Origin of the sequence: Anaerococcus sp. Marseille-P9784 (assembly GCF_902500265.1) — a bacterium.
Taxonomy (GTDB): Bacteria; Bacillota; Clostridia; order Tissierellales; family Peptoniphilaceae; genus Anaerococcus.
This window is the reverse complement of the sequence record NZ_CABVOZ010000001.1, coordinates 667,755-693,183: the sequence shown is the minus strand read 5'-3', so window position 1 is coordinate 693,183 and position 25,429 is coordinate 667,755. Positions and strand designations below refer to the sequence as shown.

The following is a 25,429-nucleotide window of genomic DNA, read 5'->3' as shown; positions in this document are numbered from 1 at the left end:
TGAATTATTTATAAGCAACTTATAATGTCTTTGTAATCTAAAATGTATTGACTATTTTTTTCATCTCCACCATCAACGTTAGAACTGGTATAAATAGGTGGAATACATCCGTCTTTTACGCAATTTTCAATAGTCTGTGCTATTATGCTTTCAATAACATACATTCCTAAAACCGTTGATGTTCCACAAAATTTTGTATCAAGTTCATCCATACTTAAAATAGCATCCCCTGGTTCACACTTAATGTCAACTACCACATCAGCAAAATCTTTTAAAAGTTTACCAGAAGAATGTCGAGATTTTGTTGATTCTGAAAATTTGATTGAAGTTAAAGCTATTACCTTCATGCCTATTTTTTTGGCCTTAATAGCCATATCAATGCTTGAAGCATTCCTACCAGAAATTGAGGTAATAATCATAGTATCTTTTCTATCTGTATTAACTAAATCAACATAAGTATCTACAAAACCTTCAATTCTTTCCTGCAAAGTGCTTAATTTTGCTTTTGGAAAGAGTGCGTAATGAGGTATCAATAGAGGGTTTACTTGTACTAATCCTCCCGCTCTATAAAACGCTTCCATGGAAAACATCTGTGAATGACCACAGCCGAAAATATGAATTAATCTTCCATTTTTTATACTTGAAGCACATATTTTTGATGCTTCTATTATTCTATCTCCCTCCATTTCAAATTGTTTTTCTAATTGTTTTAGAATGCTCTCATAATACTCTTCATATTTCATAACAGCCTTTCTGGTAATGATGTCATTACCAGTTATAATACAACCTCCTTATTTTGTTTTAAATATTATATCACTATTATTTGGTTTTGTAAATTTTTTTCAATTTAATTCTATGCTGTAAGAAAATTTATCACCTCTTGATATAGCTTTGGAATAAATTATAGAAGAACTTTCTATTACCACTCTTTCAATCAATATACTAGGTGCACCAATAGGATAATTCAATAAAGTGGATTCTTCTTCGTTTGTTGCAACTGCACGGAATTTTTCGGTTGCATGTAAAAAGACAGAATTGAAATTTTCAATTAGAAATGAATATAGGCTCTGTTTACTCAAATCATATAAATCTAGATCCTTGTATCTAAAATAAGGAATATAACTTTGTTCTATTGATATGGCTTCACCATCAGCATACCTAATTCTTTTAAGCACAAATACATAATCAGAAGATTTTATTTGCAATTTTCTAGATATTTTTGGATCAGGAATTATTTTTTCAAAATTCAATATTTTTGAACTAGGTTTTTTGCCAATTTTCTTCATTTCTTCTGAAAAGCTGTAAAATTTTGAGATGTTAAATTCTATTATTCTATCAGCTACAAATGTTCCTTTGCCTCTAACTTTATAAATATATCCAGAATTTTCCAAATCTTGAAAAGCTTGTCTAACTGTAGTTCTGCTTATGTCATATTTCTCACATATTAATCTTTCCGATGGTAGTGATTGATGTGGTATTAATTCTTCACTTTCAATTTTTTTTATAAACATTTCCTCTAATTGATAATAAATTGGTATTAAACTATCTTTATCAATTTTTTCCATAGTAACCTCACTTTCATCATATTTTACATTTCAAAAAATGTATATATTTTAATCTGTTTACGAAATCATATATTAGCATCATTTTATAATTAATAAACAATAACTAATAAATATTTCTTATTACCAAAAAAATTAAATCGCTATTAATTTGAAATTATATTTTCATTATACTTAATATACTTTCTAAGTAAAAGTGGTTTAATATAGATAGAAGGTTTTTTGAGGTAATTTATGAAAGTGATTTTAGCTGTCGATGAAAATTGGGGGATTGGCAAGGATAATCAGATGCTTTTTCATATATCTAGGGATTTAAAGCATTTTAGATATCTTACATATGGAAATATTGTAATAATGGGTAGAAATACATATGAGTCCATGGGAAAAGCTCTGAGAGGTAGAGAAAATCTAGTTTTAACTAGAAATAAAAATTATAAATTAAATGATGCTAGGGTGTTTGTTGATTATAAAGATCTATTAGCATACATAAAAAATTCCAAGAAAGAAATTTTTGTAATTGGGGGTGAGCAAATTGTCGATTTGTTTTTGCCTTTTATAGATGAGGCGATAATTACAAAAATTTTCTCAAGTCGAGAAGCCGACACTTTCTTGCATAATTTTGATGAAGATCCAAATTTTAAAAAGATCGATCAATCAGAAATTTACCGAGAAAATGAAGTTGACTTTAAATTTGTAAAGTATAGGAGGAAATAATGGAAGATGTCAAAATGGTTTATGACAAATTAGACGAATTAGGGATTAGCGTTGAAACAGTTGACCACCCACCAGCACTGACAACCGAACAAGCTGACGAATTTATCGTAGGCGTGCCTGGAGTTAGAACCAAAACCATGTTTCTAACCAACAGAAAAAAGAAAAACTTTTATCTGGTGATAATGGATGATACAAAACGTTTGGATATGGATAATTTCAAGGAAATTGTCGGCGAAAAAGTAAAAATGGCATCAGCAGATACCCTAATGCAAAAAATGAAACTTGCTCCTGGCGTTGTTTCCCTATTTGGCTTGTTAAATAACGAAGATAAGGACATCAAAGTATATTTTGACAAGGCCATTATGGACGAGGAGAGAATGAGCTTTCACCCTAACACCAACGAAAAAACTGTTTTTATAAACACAGATGATATGCTAAAATTCATGGATGCAATAGGCTATGATGCAAATACTGTAGAATTATAATTAGGAGATATTATGAGTATAGAAATTTTTGTAAGCGATAAATGCCCTCACTGCAAGTCTTTGATTGAGGAATATAAGAATAATCCCCAAAAATTTGAAGGCCAAGAATTTATCAACATCAACGAAAATATGATGAATTTAAAAAGATTTTTAAAATATCGTGACAACTTAAAAGAATACGAAAAAATCAAAGAAGCTTATAAAGTTGGAGTTCCATCAAAAGTAATAGATGGCAAAAAAGTCGAATTTTTCGACCAAGTATAAATTTTGGTGCTAGATCTTAGCACCATTTTTTTGCGCTTTTTTGATCATTTATATTCCTACAAAATGAAATTTTTGTCTATTTATTAGATAATTGTTTAGATATTGGGTAAATTAATATAAATGGAGGAAATTATGAGAAGCGAAGTTAATTCTTACAATACAAAAATGCTTTTGGCCAATACTTTAAAAGATCTTTTGGAAAAAAAGTCCTTTTCCAAAGTCACCGTTACGGAAATAATCACCCTAAGTAAGGTCAATAGAAACACATTTTACTATCATTTTGAAGATATTTACGACCTTTTAAGATGGCTTTTGGAGCAAGAAGCAATAAATATTGTAAAAGATTACGATAGCAAGGATGAAATAGATATGGCCATTAATTTCACCCTCTCATATATAGAAAAAAATAGGAGTTTTTTGAAAAACATCTTATTTTCAGTAGGAGAAAAAGATCTAAGAAGATTCTTCTCAAAAGATTTTAGGGAAATTATAGGAAATTTTATTAAAATAGATGAAGAAGAACTAGGAATTAAGATTGATGACCAATACAGAAATGTCCTAACTATGTATTTTACCGAAGCCATAGCAGGACTACTTATAGAATCTCTAAACAAAAAATACGAAATCTCAAATGCCAAAATAACTTCCTACATAAAAACCATCAGCACAAATTCCATCAAAGCCTCTCTAATGGCCTACAAGAAAATATAGCAAATTCAAAAACACACTCTCCAAACTTAGGAAAGTGTGTTTTTATGTTGATTGTTAAAGGCTCATCCAGCAATATTTATTATTTTTGTAGGCGACATAGCGCCTTAGTCCGCTTGAATTTCCTATATAGGATAGCCAAGAATAGCCATTTGCTTCAATAATCCTATCGTAATAAATGACAGAACCTTTCCTATAAAGACCTACAATTTTTGAATTTGTCGATGGATAAGCCCTAATATTTGTGGCGGAATTTACTATAGCTTTTCCAGATTTGTTAATAAAAGATCCTTCTTTTTCAACCATCGGCCTAAAATATCTTTCTTTTTGACTGCGCCTACAATCTAAGAAATATCTAAGGAAATTTCTTTCACCGTTGATGGTAACGGTGTTATTTAGACCGTTACAATGAATAATTTCCCCTTTTCTAAGAAAAATTCCAGTATGACCGCCTCTGCCGGCACTTTTCCCTTCTAAACCTCTGATAAAAATATCCCCAGGTCTTATATCTTCGTAAGAATAAATTTCCTTAAAAATTTTTCCCTTTAGCTTATAAAGGCTTTCTGTGTTGCCGATAAAAGAATTTTTGGGCAAAAATCCTCCTGCAATCAAACTGTAGTAGACAAAAGAGGAACAATCCAAACAATAAGGCCCCAAACGAGCTGGATAGGCCATAGAATATCTTACCTTGTGGTGCTTGCTTTTGGCATAAGCAAGCATTTTGTCAACAGATGCCATTTTTTCTCCTTATCTTTCCCCTAATTTCTTTTCCAATTCTCTAATTTCTCCTAATATTTGATCGAGTTTTCCATTTATTTGATAAATCAATATCAAAGTTATTACAATTGGAAAACCCAAATCTCCGATAAGTTTTGTTATATCCATATTCCCTCCTGTTTGTTAACAAGTGACTTTTGGAATTTCTAAAAATTTTTTATCCTAATAGAAAAACTTACCGAGCCAGATTCCTTAGTCTTCTTTCTTAGAAGAATCCTCTTCTTCATCTTCCTCATCTTCCTTAAAAATGCAGATTATTGCCATAATATTCACCTCCTCTCACTTATATATAGAAAAAAGAGCCTTATTGTCCCAGAAAATAGAGTGTAAGATCAGAAAAAATTATGATATAATAAAAATGTTATCATCAAGCTCTCATAGCATGAGAGGAGGTGAAACTATGCGAACACTTTTAGGTATCATAGTAAGTATCGTAGTTGATATAGTTGGTCACTTAATCAACAAATGGCTAGATAAATTACTAAATGATGATAACTAGCATAAAAAAAAGACGAGCTGCAACTCGTCTTTTTTTGTGGTCAAAACCATGCATGAACTTTTAGGTATCATGGTTAATAATATTATACCTTTTCACAGAATTTCTTCAAAATTAAGAAAATTAAATTTCTCACCAACTTTCCCTTATCAAGAAAATTACCAATTTCAACTCCATTATATCCAGATTTTCCCAAGCTAATCGCCTTTTAGCCTATTAAACTTTTTTAGGAAAATATTATATTATTTACTTGTCGACAAATAAAATATAGCGGCGCCGCTTTGAAAGGTTATTTATGAACATAAATTTAGACAATTCAAAGCAAATCATGGAAAAATATATGCCACTAATAAAGTCAATGGCAAGGAAATTTGGAGTTTTTGAATATGAGGAAAATATTTGCGAATCACAGATGATTTTGATAGAAGCCATTGGCGCATATGATAAAAACAAGGGAACTTTTGGAAATTATCTAAAAAACCAACTGAGATACCATTTCCTAGACAAAAGCAAAAAAGAAAGACCCCTAAGCCTAGATGACTTTGACGAAGATGGCCAAAGATACATCGACAGCCTATTTTCAGATTTTGATATAGAAAAACAAATACTTGAAAACGAAAAATACCAAGAACTAGAAACAGCCATCGGCAAATTAGAAATAAGGGACCAAAAAATAATAAAAATGTCCTACTATGAAAATTTAAAAAACGCAGAAATCGCCAAAAAGCTAAATATTTCACCAAAAACAGTAGCCAACAGAAAAAGTCTTAGTATTAAGAGATTGGGGGAGATTATGAGAGAAAATTAATGGAAAATTTATGGTCTATGTAAAAAAGGCAATGCAATCTTTCTATACGGATTGCATTGCCTTAAAATTAAAACCTTGCTTTAATTATTAAATAAAACAGCCGATCTACAATTTTTTTAGTATATATCATAAGATTAGTTTTAAAATTTACACTAATTAGCTCGTTTTAAACTAATAATTAATCAAAATCTCTCATATCTTTCGAATATGAAAAAGGTATTATTTCATTTGCCTTTGTTAATTTGTATGCTTGTTCATTATGCATATACTCGCTAATTTCCTTACCACTATAATCCTTAAACTTATCTATGACATTATCGATTATCTTTTTTTCTTCATCATCCAAAATATCATCTTTCAAATTATAATTTGGCAAAAATCTTAGAGAATTTGGATAATCAAAGCCTCCTTCCTCAGTATTTACATTATCCAAAGCAATCATTGCCTTATAGCCAATAGGAACCGCTCCCATTGGAAGATGCAAATATATAAGTCCAGTCATCGCCTTATCCTTAATTGAAAATGATAATGAATCGACAAACCATAGCATTTTATTCAACTTTACAGTATAAAGATTCTTAACCCTTTCTGCCATATAAGAAATAATGGCTTCAATTTTTTCTATATTCAAAAGAGTATTACCGTTATTGTCATTTTCAGAATTATAAGAGCTATAATATATAGCTAAATTGTTTCTTGATGTATAAACTCGGCCATATTTTTCAATTAATGCGAGTATATTAGATCTAATCTCAGAGTATCTAAAAAAATCAAATCTATCCCTATTTTTATCTATAAGCTCCAAGGCCTTTGACGGATCATCAGAAACCATCCTCAACAATAAATCATAAGACTCATCTTGAATCGCTTTTGATTCATATCTTGAAATAGTAGCTTCGCCAAAACCCATCATCTTTGCAAATTCTACTTGGTTAAGATCAAATTTTTTCCTAATATTTACTATCTCATCAGAAGTTAGCAAACCATGTTTTATTCTATAAGCATTTCTTGCATTAAGAAGATTCCTATCCAATAATTTTCCACTTACATACTTATGCTCTCCATCAAAACCAATAGGGCAATAGTAAAAAGTTTCATCATATTCTACTTCCTCGCCCTTAATCTTTGTTCTTGTTACATCATTTTTTTCCAAAATTTCGTGGACTCCTCCACAAAGTGGACAATATTTTTCCTCGTGCTTTTTCATAACATTTTCCTCCATAAACTAATTTATTACTAACTTTACAATTTTTTCAATGCTAATTTTTATATGGAAAATTCATCCCATGGTCGGCTTTATGAAAGGAAAGGCAAATTATTTGTTTTTTGCTATTACAGACATTCCTTAACTTTATTTTGATATAAATAAGCTCATTATTAATATATTTCCCAAAAACATAAAGATCCCTGGGATTTGCATCTAAATTATCTACTACTGTTTCAGAATAATCCTTTAAGCTAAGATTTTTAAGCTCATTAATAACATCACTAGTATCCAAACCTAAATAGGCTAGAGTATTAACATTCTTATTTCCTCTACCATTTGATAGAAAAAAATCTTCATCACAGTTAAATTCCTTTGAATTAATATAATCTATTAAATTTTTTAAAAATTTTATAACTTCATTCTTAGTGCTGGTAAAATTATACATTTTATTTTCCTTTCCACTATCAATTGATAGTTCTGTATTTATATTATATACCCTTTTTAGCAAAAATCAATAAATAATTTTGTAAATGGCAAATATTTCTTAAATTCTTATAATAAACTACAGACATTTTAATAAACATTTTATGGAGAATTGGCTTTATTGATTATTAGGATCAATAAAAAGAGGAGATAATTTCTCCTCTTTTTCTAAAACTCAATTTCCATAAGGGTAATTGATTTATTTCTTATTATTAAGCATTAGCTGCGTTTCTTTTTCTCATAGCTACGAATGCTACTGTCATGATTGCAAGACCTGCTACGATGAAGATTAGTGAACCAATACCACCTGTTTGTGGGATTGTTAGGTTCTTGTTTATTACTTGTAAAGCAGAACCTGTGCTATTTTCATTAAGTTTTGCTTCTCCATCTTTTTTAGCTTGTGTATCATCTTTGTCTATAGCAAATTCAATATTTCCTTCGCTTTCCCAAGAATTAGCACTAACTGTGAATTCTTTTTCATCTGTTAGTTTAGCATAGCCTTTTGCTGCTTTAGTTTCTTTTAGATAGTATTTTCCATCTGCAAGACCTTCTATAGCAAATTGACCTTTTTCATTTGATACTAGTTTAACTAGAGTAGTATCTGATTCTGGTTTAGTAGATTCTTTCCATTCATAGGTAGCATTAAGTTTTTCATAAGCTTTTGCTACTTTTGTATATTGAGCATCTAAGCCGTCTGAAATTTTATCAGCTATCATTTGATCATAGATTGCTTTTTCTGTTGTATATTCTTGTCTATCATGTGCTGTTGTTTTAGAAGATTTTTTAGCTAAATATTTTGTCTTCTCTGAGTTCATAACTACAAATTCTGCACCTTGAACTCTCTTGTCTTTTCTATCGCTTGTTTTTACGAATTTTTTACCATGTTGAACAACTTTTGGTTCTTTTGGGTTAACTTCAATGTTGTTTCCTTTGTGGTTAACAGCTTTGATTTGTCCATTAGCTGTAACTTCATAAGAAACTTCAACGCCATCAGTTCTATCAATTTCTTCTACTCTATATGATCTTTGATTATCAAGGTTGTCCCATGTATGAGTTTCTGTTAGATTTGTTTTATTTTTGTCTTTTCCTATAGTAACCTTGCTATTTTCTACTACTTTTCCAGTAGAAACATCAACTAATTGGAATGTTGCAGTTTCGCCATCAGCAAATTTTCCGTCGTCCCATGTTTTTGTTACAGTGATTTTTTTCTCAGCTGGTTTAGTTGTTTTTGGAGTATTACCTTGTTTTTTATCGTTACCATAGAAGAAATCAACGTTGTTTGTTTCTGGAATATTTACGATTGCTTTTTCGTTAAGTGTTGCTGTATATTCTAAAGCTACTAAATGTTTAGTTGGTGAGTAAATTTTAGCAAGTCCTTTTTCAGTCAAAGAAACGTAAAATCCATTGTAAGTTTCGCTATTATCACTTTTTTCTATTTTATAGTCTTCAGCAGCAGCTTCTTGTCCATCAATATATACTTTAAGGTCTTTATTGTAAGTTAGACCTGCAGTCATATCATCTTCCCAATAAGCTTGTTTGTAAGATGTGTTTTCATGGAATAGAGTTTCTACTCTGTATTCAAGTTTATCACCTATTTGATGATCTTTTTTATCCCCATCTATTTGTTCTTGTGTTCTCTTGTTATTTAATTTAGTATTTTCTTTTGTTTCATTAAATTGGTTTTTGTAGTCTTTTACTATTTCTGGACTTTCAGTATCTGTATTTTTTGGATATAGGTGTAGAACATCTCCACCCATAATTGTAGCTGGAAGAACTATTTTTGCTGGTATAGCTTTACCAGTTTTACTAACAGTTTTACCTTTATTATTGTATGTTGATTCTTCTAAGTTTTCAACAATTATAAATGTGGTGTCCTTATAACTTCCATCAGTATTCTTATCTATAGAATTAGTCAAGTCAATTGTACCAGTACCATCTTTTGTATGATCATTTTCATCAACTTCTGTAGCTTTGCCATTTACTAATGAATAGTATTTAGTAGTTTCAAAAATTGTAACACCATACTTTGTGTTTAATTCAGATCCTAGTTTTGCTCCTGATGTATTTCCAGTTGTTTCCTTATAGATTTCAAAATATACACCAGCTACTTCTTCAGAACTTTTTCCAAAGAATGCTTGTATGTTTACAATTCTTCCACCATTAGTTCTGTTATCCTCTGGTTCCCAATTGCTTAAATCAGTAGCTGTCATAATGATTTTATGGATATCAATTTTACATACATCTTCTGTTGCACTTTCTTTATCAGCTGGTGCAGACGGATTTGTTGTTGGCACTTGACCATTGTCATAATATTGGTCATGTGTTTCAGTTTGGTCTGCCTTAGCAGTTGTAAATGGTGCTACGAGGATTCCGAAGACCATTGCAAATGCTGTTAAAAATGACAAAATTTTCTTTTTCATTTGTTTCTCCTTTATTTTTTATTTTGCCAGTTTGATTGATGGGAATTATCCCTTCTCATTTGAGAATATGTATTCTCTATAAGTTCAAATCAATCCTTTCATAGTTTCATTATATCACATTTTTGAAATAATGTAACTATATTTTGAAACATTCCAACATTTATATAATTATTCGAAAAAGAACTTTTTGGAGGTTCTTTTTCGGATTAATTACCTAAGTTTATTGCTTTTTTTAAAAGCTGTGTAAAATTTTTTTAATTTTTGTTAAAATTGATGATTTGACTTACATAGTTAGTGATTTTTTTACTCTATCGCCTTGAACTTGGAGGGCGGCTTTAAGGGACTTTCGATTGTCCCTCCAAAGCCCTTTTGTCCACGAAAACTCGCTTTTCACAAAGCTCCCTCGTGCTACCGCACTATGTTTTCGGGGAAAAACTCCAAATTCAATGGAGTTTTTCCCTCCGCAAACTCACCCTTAAACGACCATTGCATGGAGCAATAAATGTAGGAATTGCTTCGCAATGTCCTTTTGAAATTGTTTGAGTCAAACCTTTTTAGGGTTGGTTCTTTGTGAGATCCTTCGACTCGCTTCGCTCGCTCAGGATGCCAAGGGAGGCGTGGATGCGTTCGCTTATGTTACCAAGGGGCGATTTTTTGCTATGCTTGGCAAGATGAGCGGGTTTTGCTTGTTAGCTATGGCTATTAGTCTAAGCAAGTTGTTTTCTCTTACCGTAGATTAGTACTCCTGTAATCATCACTGCAAGTCCAATTAGGCTAAAGCCTATCCAAACTCCCGGTCCACCGGTTTGTGGGTATGTGGCTTTTTTGTTGGTTATTTGGTAAGGGTTAGATTCGGAGTTGTCATACTTTTCTTTTTCTCCTGCACTTTTTGTTATCACTAATTTACCATTAATATCAACCATAAATTCAATTTCTATTTTTTGATTTATATATCCAATTGGAGCTTTTATTTCAACAATCCTATATTTCTTGTTAAATTCTAGTCCTTCAAATTTGATAAGGCCCTTATCAGCTGAAGTGACTGTCCAATCTTTGCCATCTTTCTTTAGGTTTTTCCAGATTTGCTTACCTTGTTCGTCTACTTTTTCTCCATCTGGTTCTTGAATTCCAAAGATTGCACCTTTTAGCTTGATGGTCGTATCGCCTTCATCAACTTTTTCAAAGTAAACATCTGGGTTTTTGATGTTGGCTATTTCTGTTGTGATTAGGTTAATATCTCTTGCTAGATATTTTCCTTTGTAGGTTTCCATTGAAAGATTGGTTTTCTTTACTGTGATTTTTGATGAGTCGGCTACATATTTATCTAGTGTTTCTTTTGGACTTGTTGTTATATTGCCACTTTGATCGACTGAAATTTCATTGTAGATTACTTTTGCTCCAACTTTTCCTTTTTCCTTGTATGGCATATCTACTATTAGCTTGTAGTATCTTTCTGTTTCTGTACTTGGTGTAGTAGTTCCTGGAGCTTGGCCAACTGGGTTGTGGCCATCGTCCTTATATGGAGCTGTTATTGTTATGCCAAGGTTAGGAGTTCCACTAGTAGGGTTATTTATCTCTAGCTTGTAAGTTGTGTTGTCAGGATCTGCAAGATTTGTTCCATCATCGCTTGCTACAAGTAATACTTTTGTATTGGCCTCGGTAAGTTTTGTTGAACTATCATGGCTTTCAAGAACAATTTTCTTGTTTTTTAGTTCTGATGGTTTTGCCTTTAGGGTTATTATTTGTCTAAAGGTCTTATTTTTTGGATTTAGTCCGACAATCTGGCTATCAAGGCTTGTTGTTGATTGACCTGTGTAGGTTGGAGTTTCTATTTCCTTCATATCGTTGTAAGATTGGCTAAATGTATTGGTCAATTTGACTTTACCATCTCTAGTTACTTTGATTTCCCAATAGGTGTCTTCATCTGGTATCTTGTAGCCTTTTGGAGCTTCCATTTCACGTAGCCGATAAGTTCCAGCTGGTAGATTCTTAAATTCCGCTATTCCGTCTGCCTTTGTTGTGATGGTTGGGTTGTCGTAGTCTTGTCTATCTTGTGCTTCTAGGAAGAATTTAACTCCAGCTAAAGGCTCTCCTTTTTCATTTGTCTTTCTAATTCTTATTTCAGCTTTTTTGTTGTTTTCTAGAATATTCTTATCATTCTTTATTTTTGTGATATTTCCATTCGCATCAACTTCAAAGCTTGAAATTAGTCCTATTGGTTCTTTTGGATCAGTTGGTCTTGGTAGGTCATAGGTCTCATCGGCAGTTTGGGTTTCTATTACTAGATATTTGCCAGGAGTAAGTCCTTGCCATGAGAAGATACCATTTGCATCTGATGTTCTTTCAGAGCCATCTACATCTTCGTATCCTCCAAGGATGCCTGTTGCTTTTTGGAGTTTGAATTTTGCACCCTTTAAGGCACTTCCTATACCAAGACCCTTTAGTGATCCTGCATCTGAGTTTGGAGTTGCAAGGTTTGCTGCGTTTGAAATTACGCCACCATTAACCTTTACAAATTCTATCTTGTTAGGATAGTTTGCAAATTGGAATGTCATATCTCCACTGCCAGTTCCTTCTGGTTTGTAGAATTGTGACCAGGTGTAGAATACTCCATATACTCCATGGTACCAATATTGGAGATCGCTATGTCCTTTATAAGCATCATATGACATATTGTAGTATGAGCTTGTTTGAAGAACGTTATTAGTTCCAGAATTTTTCAATTGTCCTTGGATTACAACAACATAGGTTGAGTCATTATTATTATAATAGTCAAGGTACATACCGTAGTCTTTGTTGGTATTGCCATATTTATAATCAAATTGAGTTTTGTTAGCTACAAGACTTAGTCCTTGTGCTTTGTATCCATTAGCTAAATCATCGTCAAATTTGATGCCATAAGAATCTGGCAAGTCGCCTGTTTGTGGTGAAGTTTTGTTAGAACCATCACCAGATTTACGGAATACTTTTACATTCTTAATGTCTACTGGTTGACTTGTTATAAATCTAAACCATCTGTTCTTGGTGTATTTGTTCCATGGGTTGTAATAAACAACTGTTGTAAATTCACCATTATCTGGATTTAGTCTTAGCATGTATGAAGATATATCAACTTTTGGATCTTGGTAACCTTTGTGATCTTGTCCAGGGGTATCGCCTCTGTAGTTGACATAGATGCTATCTGAATAAGTGTTGCCAGCTGTGGCAGTAACAGTTATGTTATCTGATTGAGGAACAGTTTTCCTATCAACATAAAGCTGTGTACTTAGTTTCATATCTCCAAGCTTGTAATTATCAAGATATTCTGTGAAGGTGTAGGTGAGCTTTCTCTTGTTTGGATCAACTTTAGCCTTAGCTACAAGACCTAAATCAGAGTATAAGTTAAAGGTTTGATCTTCTTCTTTTCCCTTGCCGTCTTTGTCTACGAATATACCAAATAGGTCTACATTATCAGAGAAATCTATGGTGAAGGTGTCTCCAGATTTTACCGTAGCTCCATCTTTGACTTTTAGGTTAAAGTAAGCAAGGATTGCTTCTTGTTGGTTAGGTTTAACTTCACTTGTTGATGAAGTTTCACCACCGATTGATTTCAATTCTTTAGATTTTGTTAAATCAAATAATACATCATTTGTAACATCTCTTGGACTTGTTGGATTTGTTGGAACTTCCCAGTTTTTGCCAAGGAGTACTTGTTTTAGTTTTCTATCTATAACATAACCATCTTTGGTTTTTGTTTCCTTTAACCAATATGATCCAAAGGCTAGACCATCAAATTTGATTTTGCCACCATTTTGTGTGGTTATCTCTCTTACTTTCTTTCCTTCAGAGTCGTAAAGCTCGTAGGTTACTCCGTCAAGACCTTGACCATTTTCATCGACTTTTTCTACATCGAATTCGCCATTGCCTGGTTTTGTGTTGGCAATTGTGGTTAATTTTTCTCTGTTAGTATCAGTTAGAGATTCTTCTGATGTGTCGGTTGTGATTTTGATTGCACCATCGACAACTCTAAATTTCTTAACTGGACCGTCAACTTCCATGTATTTTTTGCCTGGGGCATATGATGGAGCTTCTGGTTCTATAACTTGATAGTAACCATCAGTTAAGCCTGTAAAGGAGAATTTACCATCTGTCTTAGATGTTTCGTAATAAGCGCTATTTGCTGTTGATACTGGTTTTTGGATGTTTCCATAATCCTTTGTGCCATCAGCTTTTTCTATATATTGCTTACCTTCTCCATCAGTTTTGATAAATTCCATATCCCTGGTTACTGGATAGTAGGTGTTTACTTGGTCAGGATCTTGTTTTTCTAGGTAGAATCTTACATCTTTAAGTTCTGTATCCTTAGGATTGATCGTTCCATCTTCTCCCTTAACAAATTCTCTACCAACCTTTGTAAATTCGATTTCTGCCTTGTCATTTACTATCTTTAATTCTGAATCTGTGACTTCATTTACTGGGCTAATTGTTATTCCACCACCGATTGGTTCTCCAGTTTCTGTGATAGATTTACCAGCAGCATTTTTAAGCTCAGTTCCATCTGGCTTTATAACAGCTTTTAGGATAGCTGTCATATCAGATCCTTGTGGCTGGTTAAAGTATAGCTTGTACTTATTAGAAGTTTTCTTGTAACCATCTGGGGATTTTAATTCTTCTAAGAGGTAAGTTTCTCCAGATTTTACACCATCTATCTCAAATTTATAAGATTTTGCACCTGATAGATTTATGGTTTTGGTAAATACTTTTGGATTTGTATCCGTAACTTGAGTCAACCTTAATACCAACTTGCCAGAATTGATATTAATAAATTCTTTTCTATTAGCAGGATCTTTTAGGAATCCTTTTGATAGTGGGAATGAGGCTTTGGCGTCATTCTTTATAAAGATACTACCATCTGGGTCAACGTGAGTTTCTATATTTCCACTTTGATTGCGGTTTAGTAGGTATTTGAAGTCATTTGCTTCTACCAAGACATTTTTGCCATTGGCATCTTTTTTCATCTCATAGAATTTCTTTTTAAGTTTATAATTACCGTTCGTATCTTTTTCTTCATATACTTGGATAACTATTTTCCTATCTTCTATTATTTTGTAGCCTTCTGGGGCTTGAATCTCTATAAGGGTGTAGACACCTTGAGCTAAGTCTTTGATTTCAAATACACCATTTGTACTATCCACTTCGTATGGAGCAAAGCTTGATTGACCAGATTTGGCAGAGTCTACATCATTGCCATCTTTAGAGTTTTTAATAAGTATAAATTTGGTATAACTCTCGATTAGGTCATCTTTGTTTTCTCCAGAATATTTCTTCCACTTTAGGTCGACCGTATTTTTGGTGTTGGTTAGTGTATAAGAAAATCCGTCTGCATCTGGTGTGCTTAGTTTTTCAAGGGTATTTTTCTTATCGAATCCTTTGGCGATATAGGTGTTGGTGTAATAATCATTATCGTGTTCTTGATAATAGTCGCCCTCAAATTTCTTGTCATATTTTACTTCTAGGCCGTTTTCGCCTTTTACAATTTTAATTATCCACCTATCTTGGTTTGTGGAAGAATCGTAACCTTCTGGCTTTGTGGTTTCATGTAGTTCATAGACACCTGTGCCAAGTTTGAAGAATGTTACTGCACCATTGTTTTGTGAACGAGCTCTATCGTAATAGGCAGATGTTGCGGATGATACACCGTCAACATATTCATATTTTTTGCCGTCTAAGTCTTCCAATTTCTTCATATCGAAGTAAACACCAACTAGAGGTTTGTCATCTTGGTTTTTCTTCTTAAATACGAAGTTTATCTTTTGGTAGTTGGCAATTTTGATGTCTTTTGGATTGCCATCAGTGTCTTGGTTAAATTTTACTGAAGCATCAGGATTTTCAAATACAATCTTTAATTTGTAAGTTTTTGGATCTTGATCTACCTTGAAGAACCATGGACTTGGTTTTTCGTATTTTTCGATAGCTCTTTTTTCTGTTAGCTTGTAACGACCAAAAGCTAGACCTTCAAAGCTAAAGTTAGGATTTGCATATGAGTAGAGGGTTTTTTTGTAGCCACCTTCTATTTCCTTGCCATCATTATCAACTTCTACCAATTCAAAGTCTGAAGAGTCGATTTCTGGATATTTGCCATTAACTTTTGTTCCCTCGACTTTTTGGAATTTAAAGTCGATTAGGTTTTTGTCGTTTGCGATGCTTGTAAGTTTGCCATCGTTTGTAGTCGTAAATATCGTACTATCGGAAGCTTGGATTATTTCATATTTGTTTGTTGTTGGATTTAGTTTGTATCCTGTTACTACTTGTTTCCAAGAACCATCAGTTGCTTCTGTAAATTTGATGGTTAGGTAAGCATCTATTGGAGCATATCCATCTGGTGGAGTTAGCTCTTCTAGGATGTAAGTTCCTTCTTCGATTTCTTTGAAGTGTACTCCAAGTCTATCGTTGGATGTTGATTTTGCAAATCCTGCACTTTCGTCAAATGGTTCAACTCGTTTTTCTTCTTCGGTACTTGCGTTAGGATCGTATTGAGCCTTATTATTTGCATCAAAGACTGGATTACCAGCACTATCAACTTTAGCTTTTCTTAGGCTAAATACTGCACCTTTTAAGTTTTGATAATTTTCTTTATCTTTCTTGAAGAATCTAAGTTCTGTTTTGTTCTTGTAGTTGGTTACCCTAGCATCGTGAATTCCTTTGTATGGAGCATCAGGTCTTGCTGGGTTTGAACGTCCATCATCTGGTATTTCTTCTATATATTTACTAAAGTCAGGATCTCCTGCTTGGAAGCCCTTTATGGTTGTACCTATAAGTTTATTTCTTTCTTCATTTGTGATTGCGCTGTTAAATTTATCATTTGCTGAGAAGGTATGGGTAAAGTTAAAGGTAATGTTCATGTAGTTGGCATCTCTTGGGATTTTGTTTTCTTGAACATAAACCTTGAAATACCATTTCATGTCCTTGCCATCTTTATCTTTTGGCAATCTATATGATCCATCTGGAGCTTGGGTTTCTGTAAGTTCGTAGATACCAGGACTTAGCTCTCTAAAGTAGTTATCTCCCGGCTCACCAGTTGCCTCAGAAAATTGGTCATAAGGTTCTGTGGCATATTTTGGAAGTTCTTTTACGTGCGTATTGGTATAAGTACCATCTGCGTTTTTGATGTATTTGTCAGCTTTTTCACCATCGATTAATTTTCGAGCCTTAAATTGTGAACCTGTTAAAGCTCCTAAGTTTTCGTTAACTTTGGTAACTCTTAGAGGGATTCTAAAGCCTGTTTCATCGTGGTTAAAGATTTCTGTTAGGTTACCATTGGAAATTTCTAAAGTTAGCTTGTTGTTTGCATCAGCTTTTGTAAAATCTAATGGGTAATTGCTAACAGTATTAGTTCCCCAATCTCTGCCATTATCGCCATCTCTGGTGTAAACTAACCTATATTCTTTTGAGGAATCTAGGCCATTAAAGTCTAAACTTCCCTTGAAAGGAACATCTTTAGGAGGTCCGGCTACATCTACCCAAGTTTCAACCATTCCAGACATTTGTTTTTCTTGTAGTCTCATAGAACCAGCAAAACCTTGAGGAGGATTGTTGCTAGTATCATTGCCATCTGTTTGGTTGTGATAAGTAAAGTTTACCTTTACATCTACATTTGCAGTTGGGACTGGAATTTGCTCAAATGTTGGAGTTACTGTAACATCTGATGCTGGCATATTGAATGTGTTGTTATTTACAGGAACATCATTACCATTGCTATCTACAACACTTAAATTTTGTAGTCTATAGCCTTGATTTGGGCTTACAGTAAGTATAACTTGTGATCCCTGACTTACATTTATACTTGGATTTGCAATTACAGAACCATTATTAGCTGGCATTACTCTTACATTGTAAGTAGTAACTGGAATTTGACTAAAGCTTGCAGATATTGTTACATCAGATGCAGGCATAAAGAATTTATTATCAGCAGTTAGAGTAATATTTTCACCAGTTTTATCATTGATTACTGTAATAGAATCTAACTTAAAGCCAGCTTGTGGATTTGCTGTAAGACTTACCTCAGTGCCTTCTTTGATATTTTCACTTGGATTTGCACTTACACTACCTCCTGCCATAGGAGCATAGGAAACATTGTAAGTTACAAGGTTATTTTTGTTGATACCTGCTTCGTTATCGTAGGAATCTCCTGCCCAAGCTTTATTACCATAGGTTGCTCCCGTATTGTAGTTATAATCACTTCCAAGTCCTAATGGCGCGGTATCTGATGGATAAGAAGTTTCTATTTCCACTAGTATTGCACCGGTATATCTTGTAGGTATATTTGCACTTACTCTTTGAGGTTTTTGAGTCTCTCCTGGTTTTCTCGGAGGAGTATATTGGCTTGGGTGGATATTATTAGTAATATCTGTCTTTGTTCCAGTGATATTATCTAAGGTAGAATTTTCTCCAACTTCATAAATTTTCATTGTAGATATAACAGTTTTACCATTTTTCAATCTAAATTCGCCATTTTCTGGCTGTCTATGAATTTGTATATTACGAGCATAATTTCTACCTTGAGGTCTAAATAGAAAGACTTGTCTAAATCTATTATCGACCTTGTTAATCTCGGTGATTCTAGTTTCCATTTTTAAGTTAGAATGCTCAATATTTGCTCTACCTTCAGAGTTAGCTGGATTAACATCTTCCCAATCATTTGCAGATCTTAAAGCTGTTCCAGGATTTTTTGCTTTTACTGGGCTATTGGCAAGTGGTTCTGATAGTGAAAGTAAAGAACTTCCCTTAGCTGTGTCAACTAATGATAGTCCTGACATTTTAAATCTGGTGTTTATTGGAGAATAGTCCATAGTTCTTGCACCAGTGTTGGTTGCTGGATTATCTTTGTATTTTTTGACAGTTCCATCAGCTTCTACAAGGATATACCAAGGGTTAGGATCTTTTTCATAACCTGCTGGTCCTCTGTATTCTTCTAGAACGTATTTGCCCGGTTTTAGTTGGTCAAAGGTTACAATACCTTGGTTTGGCGGAATCTTTGTTGGGTCGTTAGGATCTACTCCTTGTTGTCCACCATGACCATCTGGTTCTGTGATTGGATTTCCCGGTGTTACCTTTTGGATGTATTCTTCAGGGAAACCTGCGGCATTTCTCTTGATATTGTAATTGTCATCTGCAGTATAAAGTCTAAAGTAAGCACGTCTTAGTCCGACTCTTATAGGATTGCCATCATCATCATTAAATCCTATGGCATTACCAACTTTTTTGATTGAGAATTCTCCAAGAGCCGTACCTTTGTGGAAGTTTATTACACCTTCAAATATCGCATGCTCGCCATATTTAGTGTTAGGGTTGGTATCTCTAACAATAACTTTCATATGGCCTTCGCTGGCTATGGCTTCTGCTTCAACTTTTAGCAAGATTCTTCTAGCTCTTATATATCCAACTGGTGGGTTAACTTCTCTAAGTACATAGTAATGACCAAATTCAAGATCGTGAAGTTCGAAAGAATAATCGTACTTACTATCTGTGAAATCTCTACGAGCGCCAGAAGCTTTGGAAATGTTTTGAATTATCGGTTCTTTGTTTATTGGATGATTTTCATCAAGAATTGCTCCGTAATAGTCTGCCTCATAGAGGTTAAATTTCACATCCTCGTTATTTTCGTCAACTAGTTTTTTGCTAGCAGGAACTGCATCTCCACCATCAGATAGGTATTTGCTAAAAGGAATTGATATCTTTCTAGGTTCGTTGCCTATTAAAAATCCTTGGATAGTTTTACTTTCCTTGATGATTTGTTTTAGGTGGATTTCTGTTAGGTCACTTAAAGGACTGTTGATATCTTTTTCTTTAGGGACTTCGTAAAGTTTGTACTCAAGTTCTCCCTTGTTTTCTCCTTCTTTTATTTCAGAAACTACAAGTTTCCAACCATATAATGCTGTCGGTTGATAGCCTTTTGGAGCTTGAATTTCTTGTAAGAGGTATTCGCCTATTTTTAGGTTGTTAAATTCAATATATCCGCCACCTTTAGCTTGTTGATTATCAATTGTTGGAGTTGGTGCTTCTGTTTTTTGGGTTTTGTCGGTGAAGTCTTCTTGTAGATAAGTATCACCATCTATCATCTTTAGAGAAGTAAGTCTAAATTTAGCTTCTGGAAGACCTAGGTGTTCGTTTTCTTCATCATTTTTGAATTCTTCCCTAACTTTTCTAAAGGTCACTTTTGTTTCTTTTGGATTGTTTTTGATTACAACCTTGCCATATTCTTTTTCAAGGTCGGTATCGACAAAGTTAACCAAAACTTTTTCTTTGCCATCTACTGGATCTGTGCCATTTTTAGCTTCAAGGACATATCTTTTTGCTTTTTGATAGCCTGCTGGTGCTTTTGTTTCTTCAAGGATGTAGTAGCCAGCTGGGATTTGTTCAAATTTGAATTCTCCACCATCTCCAGAGGAAATTTGATGATAAGCCTCGTCATAAGCTGGGTTAGCTTCCTTAGCTTGATTTTTGGCATCTTCTGCTGAGCTTGCAGATTTTAACTTTCTTAGGGTAAATTCTGCTCCATCAAGTTTTATGAATTTATTTTTCTTGATAAATTCGATTTTACCAAGGTTATCTTGGATATTTATTACTTTGATTTTTAGTTTGTTATTAGGGTCTATTTCTACTAGAGGTGTTCCTTTAGCAGATTTTGGTACATCTTTTAACTCAAGAGTTGTTTTGTAACCATCATTAACACGAATGTTTTTAAGGTTAAAGAAGTCATAATTGCCACTATCTCCGTTAACTTCTTCTCTTTTTACTTCGATTGTAAATGGTTTTATGGCCTCATAAGTAGCTGGTGCTTCTTCTGTTACTCTATAATAACCTGGTTTTAGGTAAATATTATTGATATCGTTAGTATCTGTTGATGTCCAAGTTCTTTTTTCATTTGTATAGATATTGGTAAAGGTAAATATAGCGTCTTTTAGTTTTGTTTTTCCATCTTCTTTGTATTTGTCTATTTGAATTGGATCAGATACACGACCTGTCATCAATTCTTGGTATTTACCTGATTCGATGTGGCTGTAGAAAACAAGTTTTACTAGGTCAGCTTTTTCATTTGACCAGTCAGAGCCATTTTTATAAGAATTGATGACTCTCTTGTTTAACTCTTCTGCCATTTGCAATTGTGTATCTGCAACTGGTGGATAACTTCCTATTACCTCTTCATTATCTTTTAATTTTCTAAGTTTATCAGGGCTTGATACATAGCGATCTGGTAATGTGTTATCACCTTCATATTGACCAATATAACCTGTTTTTGGAGCAGCTTCTCTTCTACCTGTTAGGGTATAAGGAACTTTCCATTCTTGGGTGTTGTAGTTTGATGGTATAGAAAAGTAATCGTCAGTTAATTCTTTACCGTCTGTATAGTAGTGAAGAACTTTTTGGTACATAGCATTTTCGATAAGTCTATGCATTTCTTTGCCATTATGACTAGATGGATATTCTTTTTTGATTTCGTTACCATAGTAGTAGATTCTTTTCATCAAGCTTTCCATAGCTGTGCCTTTACTACTTTGGCCACCTGGATTTAGATTTATGCCATCTCTTGTAGGGTTAGTTCCAGCTAGCTTATCTTCAAGTGTATAGGATGACCAACCAGGGTTTCCTTGGCTTAGGATTTTTTCATTAAGTCTTGAAATCAAATAATCACCTGATGGGTTTTCGTGAATATCAAGGAAAATACCATTTTTTCCCTTGTAACCTGGGTCAGGAATTCCAGAGTTAAAGCATTGTACCATATCAAAGTTTTTGTTGATACGCATGATTGGATATGGTAGTTCGTGGTAAGCAATATAATTGTTTGCCAAATCTTCGTCAGAAACTTTTTCTGTGAATAGGTCGATATTACCACCTGTTGTTGGTGCGTTAAAGCTTGCATCGAAATTATTTACTTTCTTTTCTGTTATATTTGCATTTAGATAGAAGGAATCATTTCTGCTACCAGCTTGATTGCTATATTCATAGGCAATAATAGTTCCAGGATAGAAATCTCCATTATCTAGCAAGACGTCATTTATTTGACCAGTTTGTCTGTAACCACCAGATTTGAGTGGTACATAGTAAAGTTTCCTTGGAGTGATGCTTTGGTTATTGGTTCCTCCGTTTAGGTAGAAGTTTGGATCTTCAAAAGCAAGATCTTTTGTTTCGCCAAATCTTAGTAGGTCAAGAGCATGCCAATCTACTCTAGAGTCGTTGATTCTTTCTGCAACTATAGTTCTTGATGTATCGTAGAAAAATCTCTCGTTGGTAAAGTTATCTTTTAGATTGACTCTGGCAGGGATTTTGCTTTCTACCAAGTTAAATGGAACTTCTGCAAATCTTTGAGCATCTTCAATTCCTCTTAGCCATTTGATTGGTGTAGGAATTTTATTAAATTGACCTATAAATTCATCAAGCATACTCTTAATGTAGTTAGAGTCAGGGTTAATCCTTAGACCAATTGAATAAGTTTCGTGAGGGTGATCTGGATCTATAAGAGCTTTTACCTTGATATACAAATAGTTGCCAAGGTCAGCCTTCTTTATAGAAGTGCTTTGGCTTAAAAGCTCACTCATATTATTTGAAAGAGTGTAACCAGCTGTGGTATTTAGGTCGGATTCATTTTTTGATGCCTTAAATCTAAAATCTCTTAGACCTTGTTGGCTTGAGCCAAAGATAGTTAGATTTAGATTGTTAAAGTCAAGCTTATCTTCTCCTTGGTCAAGAAGTGTAGATGTATTAACTTTTATGTCCCATTCAACATAAGCGCCATTAAGTCTTGTAGGGTCTGGGGTTGTGATTACGTTTCCTTTATTATCTTTAAGCAAAGTTGATGTAGTTTCCCATGCTAGTTGGTAAGGATATCTTTTAGATGAACTTTGTCCTTGATCTTTTATTACAAAATCTGTTGAAACTGGAGAATCATCATCTATTTTTACAGTTTTTGTAGGCATAGATTGAACAGGGTTGTTCTTTGGTGCAACTTTGATATCAATATTTACGGATTGCTTTGACCCGATATTATCTGTGTCAAATTTTAAATTTTGATCAATATCTAATGAGATGGTTTTTTCTACAGGCTTTACGAATGTGTATCTGATATAATGATTTAATCCGTCCTCATGATACTCGGCAGTTGCTACAAGTCCTAGGCCTGTATAAAATAAGTCATTAAGTGGTTGGTTTTCGCTATAATATAAATATGGACCAAATTCTACGTCAAAGTACCAACCAGTTGGGATTGGGTTTTTATCTGATGCCACTACATTCATCTGTGCTTTTAGGTTAAATTGTTTGTTCGCAAATGAATCGGACTTCATCAAATTTTGTGGTCTATAGTTTTCATTTCTATCTTTTCCCACCAAAGCTAAGATCGCATCATTATTATCAGACATTAATTTTTCTTGATCTTCTCTAGATAATTGATATTTTTCTCCAAGGCTTGTTAGAAGATTTTGAATTTCTTCAATTGTCTTCTTTTCATCAGCAAGAGCAGATTTTAGTTCTTGGTCTGCTTTTTCTAGGTTCGTTTTCTCTTTTTCTTCTTTGGAATCTTCTTTATATATGTAGCCGATTATTTCATCTATTGGAAGATTTGCCACTTTGAATTTTTCTTCATTTAAGCCTGCGATTAGACTTTGTAAAATTTCTTTTAATTCTTCTTTATTAAGATCTTTAGAATTTTCTTTTAGATTAATCTTAAATTCTTCTTCGCTTATTTTTTCTTCGTTGTAAGAATTTAGGGTTTTTGTAATTTCTTCGATTTGTACTTTTAGTTGGTCGCTTAATTTTTCTTCGCTTTGGTATTTATTTATCAAAGCATCTTTGTTTAGGTCGATAGGGGAAGTTTGATTTTCTTTTTCCTCTTCGCTATCAGATGGTTTTTCTTCCTCTTTTTCTGTTTTTTCTGGATTTTCTTTTTTGTCAGAATTTTCTTTCTTTTCTGCTTCTTTATTTTCTTCTTTGTTTTCTTCAGGCAAAGGGTCTTCAGATTTTTCTTCTGTCTTGTTTTCTTCGTCAGTTTTTTCGTTTTCTTCTTTATAAGAAGGATTTGCTATTATTTTATTATTGTAAGAAAATTCTTTTGGATTTGCCCCTTCTTTTACTTTTGTTGTAAGGGCAATTTTTGCTATGAAGCCTTGAGGGATTTGTAGTTCGGTTTCTTCTGTGTAAGGGATTTCTTGGCTGTAGGTTTTATTTATTAGAAAACCCTCATCGGAAGCTTCATAGAAATCTACCCTTATAAGGCTATCTGTTGTATCTTGATTTTCATCTACTATAAGTTTGTAGTTAAGAGCTTCGTTATTTTCATCATATTTTGGAAAGATAAAATCTGTCCAGTTAATTTCATTTGTTTTGTCAGATAATAAGTTTTTGCTATTATCTTTATATTGGCCTGCCACTTGGAAAATATCATCGATAAATTCTAGGTCAAAATCTAAGTCTTGATTTTCTTTTTCAGAAATTTCTAGATTTTCCGGATCGAGAATATTTTCCTTGCTCTTATCTATATTTCTAAAAGCCAATCTTTCTTGGTGAAGAATTTCTTGGTTTTCATTTTTAATCAATAAGTCCAAAGCAAATTGATAATTTTCGCCTGCTCTAATTTCTTCAAGAGTTTTATCGTCGATTTTGCTGCTTAGGTAATAAAGCAATAAATTGCCTTCTACTTGGCAAGTGCTTGATAGAGTTTTTATTTCATCTCTTTGGAAAAATGGTTTATTTTCTTTTGCGTCTATTTCAACTTCATTGCCATTTTTGTCAAAGCTTGTTATTTTTTGGATATGTAAGTCATTTTGTTTGGAATTTTTGTTTAGTGCAAAGATTGTTTGAAGATTTGATAAATTGTTTTCATCTTTGGCTTTTATAAGAATTTTATAGATGATCTCTCCAGTTGTTTTGGAAAGACTTACAGATTTTTCGATATCTAGCTTTTCTAGATTTTCTTTAAGAATGTCAGATTGGAGGAGGGTTTTCTCATTTTGGGCAGAATTATCCCTTGAATTTGGATCTTCGTCTTTTTCAGTTACGCCCATTAGACTTGAATCTTTAGTATAGATCTCTCTTTGTTCGCCATTTAGACTTTGGGCTACGATTTCACTTGGAAATGTCAAAATTATTACCAAAACTAATGATAATAATTTTATCATTGCCTGCCTTATCCTTTTTCTCATTTGCTCCCTCCAAATATTTTATTTGCAAATTGTAATTTACTTTTAATTAATAGTATTATATATGGTTGATAAATAATATTATGAAATGAAAAAAATATATAAATTTTTCTATGTATATATTTTCTCTATTATACACCGTTTTCAAAATAAATAATATAGTTTTTTCAATGTTTTTATATATATTATTAAAAAAGTATATAAAGCTAAAAAAACACGCTATCGTTTGCAAGTATTTATCGATCTTTTGGGAAACTGTATTTTCTTTGTTAGGAAAACTATTCTACTTTTACAAATATTAGAGGTTGCCGTTGTCACTTTCGTTGTTTTTCAAG

At 33.1% G+C, this 25,429-nt stretch carries 13 protein-coding genes; 5 read left to right on the top strand and 8 right to left on the bottom strand.

Annotated elements, in window-relative coordinates; translation table 11 throughout:
• Positions 1–8 precede the first annotated feature (8 nt).
• On the bottom strand, positions 9–743 hold the full coding sequence (locus tag GAN53_RS03215) for a sugar isomerase domain-containing protein (protein WP_151409551.1): 735 nt from the start codon (positions 741–743) through the stop codon (positions 9–11).
• A 99-nt stretch (positions 744–842) separates the two neighbouring features.
• The gene (locus GAN53_RS03210) at positions 843–1,565 is read right to left on the bottom strand and encodes a GntR family transcriptional regulator (RefSeq protein WP_151409550.1); all 723 of its coding nucleotides are present in this window, start codon (positions 1,563–1,565) and stop codon (positions 843–845) included.
• Positions 1,566–1,796: 231 nt separating this feature from the next.
• On the opposite strand from GAN53_RS03210, the gene GAN53_RS03205 reads away from it, so the two are divergent.
• The 4 genes from GAN53_RS03205 to GAN53_RS03190 all read left to right on the top strand — a co-directional run bounded on the left by GAN53_RS03205 (position 1,797) and on the right by GAN53_RS03190 (position 3,736).
• Positions 1,797–2,276, top strand: coding sequence for a dihydrofolate reductase (locus GAN53_RS03205; RefSeq protein WP_151409549.1), 480 nt, complete (start codon positions 1,797–1,799; stop codon positions 2,274–2,276).
• Positions 2,276–2,761: a prolyl-tRNA synthetase associated domain-containing protein gene (locus GAN53_RS03200; protein ID WP_151409548.1), complete on the top strand. Its 486-nt coding sequence runs from the start codon at positions 2,276–2,278 to the stop codon at positions 2,759–2,761. Before GAN53_RS03205 ends, GAN53_RS03200 begins: the two co-directional genes overlap by 1 nt.
• Before the next feature lie 12 nt (positions 2,762–2,773).
• Positions 2,774–3,025, top strand: a complete 252-nt coding sequence (locus GAN53_RS03195; protein WP_151409547.1) for a hypothetical protein — start codon at positions 2,774–2,776, stop codon at positions 3,023–3,025.
• Between the two features lie 132 nt (positions 3,026–3,157).
• Positions 3,158–3,736 (top strand): TetR/AcrR family transcriptional regulator C-terminal domain-containing protein, encoded by a 579-nt coding sequence (locus tag GAN53_RS03190; protein ID WP_151409546.1) that lies wholly within the window; start codon positions 3,158–3,160, stop codon positions 3,734–3,736.
• A 54-nt stretch (positions 3,737–3,790) separates the two neighbouring features.
• Here GAN53_RS03190 and GAN53_RS03185 read toward each other — a convergent pair whose 3' ends face one another.
• The gene (locus GAN53_RS03185) at positions 3,791–4,471 is read right to left on the bottom strand and encodes a peptidoglycan amidohydrolase family protein (protein ID WP_151409545.1); all 681 of its coding nucleotides are present in this window, start codon (positions 4,469–4,471) and stop codon (positions 3,791–3,793) included.
• Positions 4,472–4,480: 9 nt separating this feature from the next.
• On the bottom strand, positions 4,481–4,618 hold the full coding sequence (locus tag GAN53_RS03180; RefSeq protein WP_099321444.1) for a YvrJ family protein: 138 nt from the start codon (positions 4,616–4,618) through the stop codon (positions 4,481–4,483).
• A gap of 683 nt (positions 4,619–5,301) precedes the next feature.
• On the opposite strand from GAN53_RS03180, the gene GAN53_RS03175 reads away from it, so the two are divergent.
• On the top strand, positions 5,302–5,814 hold the full coding sequence (locus GAN53_RS03175; RefSeq protein ID WP_151409544.1) for an RNA polymerase sigma factor: 513 nt from the start codon (positions 5,302–5,304) through the stop codon (positions 5,812–5,814).
• Between the two features lie 178 nt (positions 5,815–5,992).
• Here GAN53_RS03175 and GAN53_RS03170 read toward each other — a convergent pair whose 3' ends face one another.
• From GAN53_RS03170 to GAN53_RS03155, 4 genes are all read right to left on the bottom strand, one after another.
• Positions 5,993–7,021, bottom strand: coding sequence for a type II TA system antitoxin MqsA family protein (locus tag GAN53_RS03170; RefSeq protein ID WP_192574079.1), 1,029 nt, complete (start codon positions 7,019–7,021; stop codon positions 5,993–5,995).
• A gap of 52 nt (positions 7,022–7,073) precedes the next feature.
• Entirely contained in the window at positions 7,074–7,466 is a 393-nt protein-coding gene (locus GAN53_RS03165; RefSeq protein WP_151409542.1) for a type II toxin-antitoxin system MqsR family toxin, read from the bottom strand.
• Between the two features lie 250 nt (positions 7,467–7,716).
• Entirely contained in the window at positions 7,717–9,924 is a 2,208-nt protein-coding gene (locus GAN53_RS03160; RefSeq protein WP_151409541.1) for an isopeptide-forming domain-containing fimbrial protein, read from the bottom strand.
• Between the two features lie 707 nt (positions 9,925–10,631).
• The gene (locus tag GAN53_RS03155; RefSeq protein WP_151409540.1) at positions 10,632–25,097 is read right to left on the bottom strand and encodes a SpaA isopeptide-forming pilin-related protein; all 14,466 of its coding nucleotides are present in this window, start codon (positions 25,095–25,097) and stop codon (positions 10,632–10,634) included.
• Positions 25,098–25,429 lie beyond the last annotated feature (332 nt).